At 71.3% G+C, this 10,262-nt stretch carries 12 protein-coding genes and 1 pseudogene; 8 read left to right on the top strand and 5 right to left on the bottom strand.

What is annotated here, in order from left to right:
- A pseudogene (locus ACRDSQ_RS32670) lies at window positions 1–816 on the top strand (DEAD/DEAH box helicase); the annotation flags it as partial.
- 378 nt (window positions 817–1,194) lie between these two features.
- Window positions 1,195–1,878, top strand: a complete 684-nt coding sequence (locus ACRDSQ_RS32665; protein ID WP_431426515.1) for a DUF4333 domain-containing protein — start codon at window positions 1,195–1,197, stop codon at window positions 1,876–1,878.
- Between the two features lie 121 nt (window positions 1,879–1,999).
- On the opposite strand, the gene ACRDSQ_RS32660 is transcribed toward ACRDSQ_RS32665, so the two are convergent.
- Window positions 2,000–2,932: a 5'-3' exonuclease gene (locus ACRDSQ_RS32660; RefSeq protein WP_431426513.1), complete on the bottom strand. Its 933-nt coding sequence runs from the start codon at window positions 2,930–2,932 to the stop codon at window positions 2,000–2,002.
- Between the two features lie 73 nt (window positions 2,933–3,005).
- Between ACRDSQ_RS32660 and ACRDSQ_RS32655 the strand changes: the two genes are divergently transcribed.
- From ACRDSQ_RS32655 to ACRDSQ_RS32640, 4 genes are all read left to right on the top strand, one after another.
- A complete protein-coding gene (locus tag ACRDSQ_RS32655; protein ID WP_431426512.1) occupies window positions 3,006–3,572 on the top strand; it encodes an ArsR/SmtB family transcription factor in 567 nt (188 codons plus the stop codon).
- 123 nt (window positions 3,573–3,695) lie between these two features.
- Window positions 3,696–4,814, top strand: a complete 1,119-nt coding sequence (locus ACRDSQ_RS32650; RefSeq protein ID WP_431426516.1) for an MFS transporter — start codon at window positions 3,696–3,698, stop codon at window positions 4,812–4,814.
- A gap of 25 nt (window positions 4,815–4,839) precedes the next feature.
- Entirely contained in the window at window positions 4,840–5,970 is a 1,131-nt protein-coding gene (locus ACRDSQ_RS32645; RefSeq protein WP_431426510.1) for a M24 family metallopeptidase, read from the top strand.
- Entirely contained in the window at window positions 5,967–6,425 is a 459-nt protein-coding gene (locus ACRDSQ_RS32640) for an Lrp/AsnC family transcriptional regulator (RefSeq protein WP_431426508.1), read from the top strand. Before ACRDSQ_RS32645 ends, ACRDSQ_RS32640 begins: the two co-directional genes overlap by 4 nt.
- On the opposite strand, the gene ACRDSQ_RS32635 is transcribed toward ACRDSQ_RS32640, so the two are convergent.
- The 4 genes from ACRDSQ_RS32635 to ACRDSQ_RS32620 are packed head-to-tail and all read right to left on the bottom strand — an operon-like array spanning window position 6,411 to window position 8,956.
- Window positions 6,411–6,860 (bottom strand): GNAT family N-acetyltransferase, encoded by a 450-nt coding sequence (locus ACRDSQ_RS32635; RefSeq protein ID WP_431426506.1) that lies wholly within the window; start codon window positions 6,858–6,860, stop codon window positions 6,411–6,413. The genes ACRDSQ_RS32640 and ACRDSQ_RS32635 overlap by 15 nt on opposite strands.
- 25 nt (window positions 6,861–6,885) lie before the next feature.
- A complete protein-coding gene (locus ACRDSQ_RS32630; protein WP_431426505.1) occupies window positions 6,886–7,371 on the bottom strand; it encodes a hypothetical protein in 486 nt (161 codons plus the stop codon).
- On the bottom strand, window positions 7,368–7,871 hold the full coding sequence (locus ACRDSQ_RS32625; RefSeq protein WP_431426503.1) for a hypothetical protein: 504 nt from the start codon (window positions 7,869–7,871) through the stop codon (window positions 7,368–7,370). Before ACRDSQ_RS32625 ends, ACRDSQ_RS32630 begins: the two co-directional genes overlap by 4 nt.
- Window positions 7,872–7,906: 35 nt before the next feature.
- Window positions 7,907–8,956 carry a GDSL-type esterase/lipase family protein gene (locus tag ACRDSQ_RS32620; protein ID WP_431426501.1) on the bottom strand — a complete coding sequence of 350 codons (1,050 nt, stop codon included), beginning with the start codon at window positions 8,954–8,956 and terminating at the stop codon, window positions 7,907–7,909.
- A 63-nt stretch (window positions 8,957–9,019) separates the two neighbouring features.
- On the opposite strand from ACRDSQ_RS32620, the gene ACRDSQ_RS32615 reads away from it, so the two are divergent.
- The gene (locus ACRDSQ_RS32615) at window positions 9,020–9,640 is read left to right on the top strand and encodes a DJ-1/PfpI family protein (RefSeq protein ID WP_431426500.1); all 621 of its coding nucleotides are present in this window, start codon (window positions 9,020–9,022) and stop codon (window positions 9,638–9,640) included.
- On the top strand, window positions 9,637–10,101 hold the full coding sequence (locus ACRDSQ_RS32610; RefSeq protein ID WP_431426499.1) for a MarR family winged helix-turn-helix transcriptional regulator: 465 nt from the start codon (window positions 9,637–9,639) through the stop codon (window positions 10,099–10,101). The genes ACRDSQ_RS32615 and ACRDSQ_RS32610 overlap by 4 nt, the downstream gene beginning before the upstream one ends.
- The last annotated feature ends 161 nt before the right edge of the window (window positions 10,102–10,262 follow it).

Here is a 10,262-nt window from a genome sequence, read left to right as displayed (position 1 = left end):
GCCGGGATCGAGCTGCCCCCAAGGGCCCGCCGCCGCACCGGCGTCGACGACGACGCCGACCTGGCCGCGGCGCGCCGGGCGCTGCGCGCCCACCCGTGCCACGGCTGCGACGACCGGGAGAACCATGCCCGGTGGGCGGAGCGGTACCACCGGTTGCTTTCCGAGACCGAGCAGGTGGAACGCAAGGTCGCCGCGACCACCCACTCGCTGGCCCGGGCGTTCGACCGGATCCGCGGCCTCCTGGTGGAGCGCGGCTACCTGGCTCCCGGCACGGGGGAGAAGCAGGGCGAGCAGGTGGTGACCGAACACGGCAAACGACTGGCCCGCCTCTACAGCGAGTCCGACCTGCTGGCCGCGGAGTGCCTGCGCCACGGTGTGTGGGACCGCCTGAACCCGGCCGAGCTGGCGTCCGTGGTCTCCTCCCTGGTCTTCGAGGCCCGCCGCGATGGCCCGATCGAGGCCCGTGTCCCCGGCGGCGCCGTCGAGGACGCGCTGAAGGCGACGGCCCAGATCTGGGCGGAGCTGGAAGGCGACGAACGCCACCACCGCTTGGAGAAGACCCGCCAACCCGATCCAGGTTTCGGCTGGACGGTCTATCGCTGGGTCCGCGGCGAATCCCTTGAAAAGGTGATCACCGCCGCCGACTCGGCAGGCCAGGAACTCTCAGCGGGCGATTTCGTCCGCTGGTGCCGCCAGGTCATCGACCTCCTGGACCAGATCCGCGACGTCATGGGCGAAGGCGACCCGGTAGGCGCCACCGCCCGCGAAGCGGTGAAGGCAATCCGCCGAGGCGTAGTGGCCTTGGCGACAGCCTAGGGAGGAAGGTCCCACCGAGGCGCACTCGCATCCGCACCACGGTCATCACCGACACAACCGGCATCACACGGCGTGGCGCGACGCGGGGCGGGGCGATGGTGAGGGTGGCGTGACGCTGGCGGCGCAAGCCCCAAGTGCCGGTGCGGGGTGCCCGGTCAACTGGGCGAGCGGACGTTGCCCGAAGCGGCCGAGTGCGGCCGGGTCGAGCCGTGAGGTGGCGGTCAAGTCATGGTGTGATCAGATGCCAGGTCATTGCGGTGTGGTGAACACGCCGTCGGCCAGGCTGGGGTTGACCGGCGGGCTGTGGTTGGATCGCGCGCAGAGGTGTTCGATGTTCGGGCATTGGGCGCGTGACCTCGATTCAGGCGGAGGCGAGACATGAGCAGCCCTTACGGGCCGTCCGGTGGGAATGATCCGCAGCAGTGGGGGCAGCCGCAGCAGCCCTACGGTGGCGGTCCGACACCACCCGGGACTCCGTCTGGCGGGTTCCCCGCACAGGGCGGTGGGTACCCCCAGCAGCAGCCTTACGGCCAGCAGCCGTACGGCCAGCCCGGCGGTGAGCAGCAGCAACAGCCGTATGGCGCGCCCGGCGGTGAGCAGCAGCCCTACGGCCAGCAGCCGCAGCCGACGCAGCAGTACCCCATGGGCGGGTACCCCCAGCAGCAGCCCTACGGGCAGCCCCAGCACCAGCCCGGTGGCTACCAGCCGCCCGGTGGGTATCCGGGGGCTCCGGCCAAGAAGAGCAACACGGGCCTGTGGATCGGCGTCGTCGTTGTCGTGCTCCTGGCGGGGGCGTTCGCGGTCACCGCGTTCTTCAAGCCCGGCTTCATGGTCACGAAGGTGTTCGACCAGTCCGCCATGCAGGAGGGCGTGAAGTCGATCCTGACCGACAAGTACAACATCGAGAAGGTCGAGTCGGTGACCTGCCCGTCGAACAAGGCGGTCAAGAAGGACACCCAGTTCACCTGTGAGGCCACCATCGCCGGTGAGAAGCGCACCGTGAACATCACGGTTCGCAACGACGCGGGTGAGTACGAGGTCGCCCCGCCGAGCGACAAGTAGACCCTCGATCTCGGGCGCGTGACCGCAAGCCGGTCACGCGCCCGAGTCGTTTCCACCCATGGGGTCGGCACCAACCGTGCCGTGGGCTGAGTCTTCCGATGGACGCGACCCGCGGGCGCGGTCAGCGTGCTCCGGTGATCGCGGCGATCAGGCGGTCGACCGGGGCGCCGAGGTCCCAGCGTTCCTGCAGTTCGCGGACCCGTTCCAGGTCGGCGATCTCGGTCGGCATCTTCTGCTCACCCCGGATGTCGAGCGGCGCGTCGGTGGCGACGGCGACGACCTTCGGTGCCGCGGCCAGGTACTTGGCGTCGGCGACGAACGCCGTGCGAACCCGCAGGGGGACGTCGCTGGAGGCGTCGGCGGCCGCGGCGACCAAAGCCTGCAGGGAGCCGAACTTGCTGATCAGCTTCGCGGCTGTCTTCTCGCCGATGCCCGCGATGCCGGGCAGCCCGTCGGACGGGTCGCCGCGTAGGACGGCCATGTCGGCGTAGGCCTCGCCGCGTGGGGGCAGGCCGTAGCGCTGGGCGAGTTCGAGCGGCCCGATGACTTCGGCCTTCGACCAGCCGCGGCCCACGTAGATCACGCGCGTCGGGGTCGGCTCGTCGCGGACGCACTGGAACAGGTCGCGGTCGCCGGTGATGATCTCGACCGGCGCGTCCGTCTCGCGGTCGGCGAGGGTGCCGATGACGTCGTCGGCCTCGTACCCGATCGCCTGGGCCATGCACAGGCCCATCGCGTCGAGCAATTCGATGATGATCGGGACCTGCGGGGTGAGGGTGTCGGGGACTTCCTCGATGTTGTTGACCGGATCGGCGACCCGCTGCGCCTTGTAGCTGGGGATGGCCGCGACCCGGAAGGCCGGGCGCCAATCGGCGTCGAGGCACGCCACGAGCCGCGCTGGGCGGCGTTCGGTGATGATCTGGGCGACCATCCCGGCGAAGCCGCGCACCGCGTTCACGGGCACGCCGTCGGGGGAGGTCATCGACTCGGGGAGGGCGTAGAAGGACCGGAAGTACAGCCCTGCCGAGTCCAACAGCACGAGGGGTCCGCTCACGAGGGGCAAGCCTGCCACAAAACGATCGCAGAGACCTCTTTGCAAAGAATCCTCTGCAATCTACCCTCGAGCCATGGGGCAGCCGACTTACCACCACATGAACGTCGAGGGCCTCAAGGTCCTCGCCCACCCGATGCGCGTCCGCCTGCTCGGCCTGCTGCGCACCCACGGTCCGGCGACGGCCTCCGGCTTGGCCCAGCGCCTCGGCGAGAGCTCGGGGACGACCAGCTGGCACCTGCGCCAGCTCGCCGAGGCCGGGTTCATCGAGGAGGACACCGAGCGCGGGAACCGACGCGAGCGCTGGTGGCGGGCCGCGCAGGACTACACCGAGCTGCGGGAGCGGTCACTGCCCGAGGACGACCCCGAGGTGCGGGACGCCCTGGTCGCCTACATGAGCCACATCATCGAGGGCTACCGCGACCGCGCGATCGGGTTCGTCCGCTCCCGGCACACCTGGGACGAACCGTGGCGGCACACCTCGTCGATGTCGGACTGGCTGCTGCCGATGGGCGCCGACGAGGCGCGGCGGTTCTTCGCCGAGATCGAGGCGGTCGTGGAGCGCTACCGCCGCCCGGCGGCCGAGGGCGACCAGGCGTTCGCCGTGCAGTTCCAGGCCTTCCCGATCGAGGCCGAGCAGTGAGCCGGTCCCCGGTTGTCGCGCTGCTGGTCGCGAACGCGCTGTCGGTGTGCGGGACGACGATGACGTTCCTCGCGGTGCCCTGGTTCGTCCTGCAGACTACCGGCAGCCCGGGCCCGCACCGGCCTGGTCGTCGGGGTGGAGGTGGCGGGCGCGGTCGTCGCCGCTCTGGCGGGCGGGCCGGTGATCGACCGGCTCGGCAGGCGGCGCAGCAGCGTCGTGTCCGACCTGGCGGCGGCGGTCGTGGTGGCGTCGATCCCGCTGCTGTTCGCCACCGCGGGCCTGCCGTTCGGGCTGCTGCTGGTGTTGGCGGGACTGCTCGGCCTGACCAGGACGCCGGGGGAGACGGCGCGCTGGTCGATGATGGCCTCGCTGATCACGTTGTCGGGCGCGGGAGCGACCCGCGTGCTCAGCGCCTACGACGGGGTCAGCCGGGGTGCGAAGATGGTCGGCGCGCCGTTGGCGGGCGTGCTGATCGCCGTCCTCGGGCCGCAGCAGGTGCTCTACGTCGACGCGGCCACGTTCCTCGTCTCCGCGCTGCTGATCCGGCTCGCCGTGCCCGATGTGGGTGCGGGGGAGTCGGTCGAGGGCAGCTACTTCGGGCGGCTGCGGCGCGGGTTCGCGTATCTGCGCGGGGACCGGCTCATGGTGGCGATCCTGGTGATGGTCATGGTCACCAACCTGCTGGACATGGCGGCCTCGGCGGTGCTGATTCCCGTCTACGCCAACGATGTCCTGCACAGCAGTGTCGCGTTGGGACTGATCCCCGGCGTGTTCGGCGGTGCGGCGATGCTGGGGACCGCGCTGTACGCGTGGGTGGGCGCGCGGCTGCCGCGGCGGATCACCTACACGGTGGCTTTCCTGGTCGTGGGCGGCCCGCGGTTCCTGGTGATGGCGGCCGACCCGGGACTCGCGGTGGTCTTGATCGTGTTCGGTGTCTCCGGCGTGCTGTGCGGCGCGATCAACCCCATCCTCGGTGTGGTGCAGTTCGCGCGCGTCCCGGACGACGTGCGGCCGATGGTCACCGGCGTGACGACCGCGGTCGTGCTGCTCGGCGGCCCGGTGGGCGCCGTGGTCGCGGGCGTGGCGGTCGAGGCGGCCGGGCTGGGGCCGACCCTGGTGGCGGTCGGCGTCGCCTACGTGGTGACGACGGTGTGTCCGGCCGTGTTTCCCGTGTGGCGGGAGATGGACGCGCGGCCCGATTCCGCACCACGCCCGGTGCCGGTCGCCGCGGCGACCGCGTAGGCCACACAGGACTAGGCTGCAGATCATGTCGACCACCGCCCTCTCACTTGACCCGACGCTCTTGCGGGCCCGTCTCGACAAGGCCCGCGCGGCCGCGGCCGCCGTCGGCGTCGATGCCCTGGTGATCGCGCCGGGCACGGATCTGGCCTACCTGCTCGGCGCCACCGGGTCGTCGTTCGAGCGCCTGAGCTGCCTGGTCGTGACCCCGAGCGACGCTGTGCTGGTGGTGCCGAAGCTGGAGGCGCCCGGGTACGCCGACGCGCCCACCGACGCGCTCGGCGTTCGGGTCGCCACCTGGGTCGACGGCGAAGACCCGTACGCGCTGGTCGCCGGGCTCCTCGGCGAGGCCGGGCAGGTCGCCGTCGGTGACGTGCTGCCCGCACTGCATGTGCTGGCGCTGCGCGACGCCCTTCCCGGCGCGCGGCAGGTGCCGGCCGGGCCGGTGATCGGCGAGTTGCGGATGCGTAAGGACGCCGCCGAGGTCGACGCGCTGCGCAAGGCGGGCGCGGCGATCGACCGGGTCCACGCCCGGATGGGCGAATGGCTGCGCGCCGGACGCACCGAGCGCGAGGTCGGCGCGGACATCGCCGCCGCCATCGTCGAAGAGGGCCACGTGTCGGCCGAGTTCGTCATCGTCGGCTCCGGCCCCAACGGCGCCAGCCCGCACCACGACCTGTCCGACCGGGTGATCGAGTCCGGTGACGTGGTCGTGGTCGACATCGGTGGCCCGATCGCGGAGGGCTACAACTCCGACAGCACCCGCACCTACGCCGTCGGCGAGCCGCGCGACGCCGACGTGCGCGAGACGTACGCGGTGTTGCAGCGGGCTCAGGCGGCGGCGGTGGAGTTCATCCGGCCGGGCGTGACCGCCGAGCAGGTCGACGCCGTGGGCCGCGAGATCATCGCCGATGCCGGGTTCGGGGAGTTCTTCATCCACCGCACCGGCCACGGCATCGGTCTGGACGTGCACGAGCACCCGTACATCGTCGCCGGGAACCCGCTGGTGCTGGAGGAAGGCATGGCGTTCAGCGTCGAGCCAGGCATCTACCAGCCGGGACGCTGGGGCGCGCGGATCGAGGACATCGTGGTCGTCACCGCCGACGGCGTCGAGCCGGTCAACACCCGCCCGCACGACTTGGTGGCGCTGCCCGCATGAGTGCTGACAACGTGTTGGAGCCGATCGACAAGGCCATCGTCCGCGAGCTGTCCACCGACGGGCGGTGCAGCTTCACCGACCTCGCCGAGCGGGTCGGGCTCAGCGTGTCCGCGGTCCACCAGCGGGTGCGCAGGCTGGAGCAGCGCGCGGTCATCCGCGGCTACTCGGCGCGGCTGGACGCGGAGGCCATCGGGCTGCCGCTGACCGCGTTGATCTCGCTGACGCCGATCGACCCGGCCGCCCCCGACGACTACCCGCAGCGGCTGGTGCACATCAGCGAGATCGAGTCCTGCTACTCGGTCGCCGGAGACCATTCCTACGTGCTCCTCGTGCGGGTCGCCTCGCCCGCTGGGCTGGAGGACCTGCTGCGCAAGATCCGCGAGGCGGCGAAGGTGTCGACCCGCACGACCGTGGTGCTGTCCACGCCGTACGAGGGCCGGTCACCCGCGCTGTAGCCGGAACGTGGCGATCTTGAGGCCGGGCGCGGGCTCGACGGCGCCGGTCCGAACAAAGCCCGCGCGCTCGTAGAGCGACACCGCGGGCGTGTTCTCGGCTCCCGTGGAGACGACGACGTCGCCGGTGGTGCGGTCCAGCAGCGCGCGCAGCAGGGTCGTCGCCAGGCCGCGCCGGAACCAGGCCGGGTCCACACACAGCCGGTCGATGTCGACGACTTCGTCCTGCGCCCACGCGATGAACGCGACCGGCACGCCGTCGGCGCGGCAGCCCAGCCAGCGCAGCCGCTGGGCGCGCATGTCCGCAAGGGATTCGTGCAGCGGCGGGATGCCGTCGAACCCGATCAGGTCGGCCTCCACCCGGTAGGAGCGCAGGCCGACGGCGTGCACAGCGGCGGCAGTGGCGTCGTCGGTGAGGTCGAGTTCTTCGGGGGTCACCGGTGAGTTGTACCCGGGCTGGGTGTCAGCCGCCGAACTCTTTCTGCCCGCGCTCGAACTCCGCCCACACGTCGCCCGGCAACAGGTCGACCGCCGCGTCATGGGCGGCGCGCAGCAGTGGCAGGCGGGCGGCTGCCAGGCGGGCGGTGTCGTAGGTTTCGCCGTCGGCGGTGAGGGTGATCCGGCCGGTGGGGCCACCGATGCCCGCGTCGCCGCCGTCCGGTGTGCTGAAGGCGCCCGCGTCGCGCAGGTCGCGGTAGAGGGTGGCACGGGCCTCGGCGGTCACGGGGACTGTGCGGGTCCACGGTGGAGTGGCCGGGTCGTTGCCGGGGCGCCAGGCCATGGTCGCGTCGGTGGCGGTGAACGTCAGGGTCCACTCGTACTGAGGTGCGGGGAGCATGCCGCTGTCGTACGTGTTGGTGCCGGTGAAGTCCTCAGGCATCCGAGTCGGCGGCGATGAGCAGCCCGCGACGACGAGGGCCAAGGCGACCATGAGCGCGCGGGCGATCATGAGCCCGCGCCCCAGTCCTTCTGCTTCCGTTCGAACTCATCCCAGACCATGGCGGGCAACAGGTCGACGGCGGCGTCGTGGATGGCTTCGAGGAGGTCGTGGTTGTCGCGGTTGGTGCCCAGGCGCGGAGATCCGTAGGTCTGGCCGTCGGCGGTGAGGCTGAGCGATCCGGTGGAGCCGCCGACAGCGCCGTCGCGGTTCGTCGAGGTCGCCTGGAAGGCCCCAGCGTCGCGCAGGGTGCGGTAGAAGGTGGCGCGGGCCTCGGGGGTGATCGGGGTTGTCGTGGTCCACGGCGGCGTCGCGTCGTCATAGCCGGGTCGCCAGGACACGGTGGCGTCGGTGGCGGTGAAGGTCAGCGTCCACTCGTAGTGGTAGCGCGGAGGGACCGAGCCCTTGGTGTAGATGAACGTGCCCGCGAAGTCCGCGGGAGGGTCCGAGGGCGGTCCTTCCGAGCAACCCGCCGTCAGAACCAGGACCAGGGCGATCAACAACGCGCGCATGACCGTTGGACGCGGCGGGGCGTGGATGGTTCCGGTTACGGGCCGAGGCTGGTGGCGGCGTGCAAATCGCCGGTCGCGCCGGGCAGGCAGGCGGCGGCGCGGTCGGTGGTGGCCAGGAACTCCCCGAGGCAGCGGCCGAACGCGGCGTGGCCCGCGGCGTTGGGGTGGAAGGACTCCTGCAGGGCGTGGGTTGAGCGGGCCTCGTCGCGCAGGTCCGCCCAGCGGACCGAGAGGCGGCTGAACCACTCGCGTGAGGGGTCGTCGCTGGAGCAGGCCTCGCGGCCGATGGCGGCGCGGGACAGGTCGAGGAAGCGCACCCCGGACTCGCGGGCGACTCGGCGCACGCCCTCGGTCATCAGCGGCACCGCGGTCTCACGCACCCAGCGCAGGTCGTCCTCGCGGAACGGGCAACCGTTGAGGTTGCGCAGCGACGCAAGTGCGTCCGGACCGATCGGTGCCGCATAGGACTGCAGGACGAGGTGGTAGTCGGTGGGCTGGTAGCCGGCGTCGCGCATGACTTCGCGGATGTCGTCGATGGCGGCCAACACCTTGGGCACCATCGCGTCGACCCGGCGCGGCCACTCGTCGCGATTGGCCTCGGCGCAGCCCGGCTTGTCCTCGTCGAACCAGGCCTGCACACAGGCGTCGAGGACCCGGGCGAATCCGGGATCGTCGTTGGCGCCCACCGAGAGCAGGATCGCCACGACCCGCTTGCCCCTGGCGATGATGCCGAGCCTGCGGGCCTGGGAACCCTCGGTGTACTGCTGGGTCTCGCCGAGACCGACTTGGGCCGATGGGGCGCCGGAACAGGCGAGGTTGATCGTCTCGGCGACCGCGCGCAGGGCGGTGTGGTGGATGGAGGCCTTGGTGGAGCGGTGGCACCAGTTGCCGTCGTCGCCGTCGGTGCCGGGTTCGTAGTCGCCCGCGGACTCCCCGGAGATCGTGGAGTCGCCCATGGCGACGAGCACCCGGGGACCGGTCGGCGGGGCCGGGGCGCGGGGCGGGTCGCCGCCGACCATGACGAATCCGCCGATCAGGATCGCCACCAGGAGCAGGGCGGCCGCGGGCCATCGGAACCGTCGCATCACCGTCAAGCTTAGCCGCCGATCCATATTGACAGCACACTGTCAACATGACAGAATACTGCCATGACTTCGGACATCCTTGTAGCTGTGTATTCGGGCCTGGCGGACTGGGAGATCGGTTACGTCACCGCCGGTCTCAACAACCCCGCGTTCCAGCGCGAGCCCGGACGGTTCCGGGTGCGCACGGTCGCGGAGACCTCCGCGCCGATCACCACCATGGGCGGTCTTGTCGTGACGCCCGACCTGACCCTCGCCGACGCGGACATCGACGGCGCGGCGCTGCTGTTGCTGCCCGGAGCGGACTCCTGGCTCGAAGGCGAGCACACGGCGTTCGTCTCGGCCGCGGCTCGGCGACTCGCCGCGGGCCGCCCGGTCGCCGCGATCTGCGGTGCGACAGTCGGTCTCGCCGCGGCGGGACTGCTCGACACCCGCTCCCACACGGGAAACGCCCCTCAGCAACTGGCGATGGCGCAGGCGTATCAGGGGGAGTCGCGGTTCCTGCCGGAACGCGCGGTCGTCGACCAGGGGTTGATCACCGCGGGTGCGGCCGGCCCGCTGGAGTTCGCCAGGGAGATCTTCCGCGTGCTCGACGTGTACGAGCCCGACGTGCTTGAGGCGTGGTACCAGCTCAACGCCACCGGCGACCCCAAGTGGTTCTTCGCACTCATGGAAGCCGTCGGATGAGCGTCGAACCCCGCACACCGGGGGGTGACGCGCTGACCGACATCATCGTGCGCACCTTCCACCTCAACGGCGCGTTCCTGCGGGCGGCGGAACACATCTCCCGCCCGCAGGGACTCACGCCGTCGTGGTGGCAGGTCCTCGGCGGCGTTCTCGACCAGCCCCGCTCGGTCGCCGACATCGCCCGCGAGATGGGCATGGCGCGGCAGAGCGTCCAGCGCACAGCGGACCTGCTGGTGGAAAAGGGGTTGGCCGAGTACCTGCCGAACCCGGCCCACGCCCGGGCGAAACTGGTCCGCCCCAGCGAAGCGGGCTGGAAAGCCATCGACGGCATGGGCGCCGCCCAACACGCCTTCACCAACCGCGTGGCCGCCCAGTTCACCGACGCGGAACTGCGGATGACGGCGGAAGTCCTGCACAGGCTGGGTTCGGCGTTGGCGGAGGACGAATCCCGGCACGGGTGAGCCTGGTCGAAACCACACCCGCGACGGGCGCGCCTCGTCGCGGGTGTGGCGTCGGCCAGGCTCACACCTGCCGGGATTCGTCCTCCGCCAACGCCAAACCCAGCCTGCGCATGACCTCCGCTGTCGTGCGCAGTTCGTCGTCGGTGAACTGGGCGGCCACG

This window comes from Actinokineospora sp. (assembly GCF_050699995.1).
Lineage (GTDB): Bacteria > Actinomycetota > Actinomycetes > Mycobacteriales > Pseudonocardiaceae > Actinokineospora.
The sequence above is the reverse complement of the archived record's forward strand: the minus strand, read 5'-3'. Positions and strand labels throughout refer to the sequence as shown.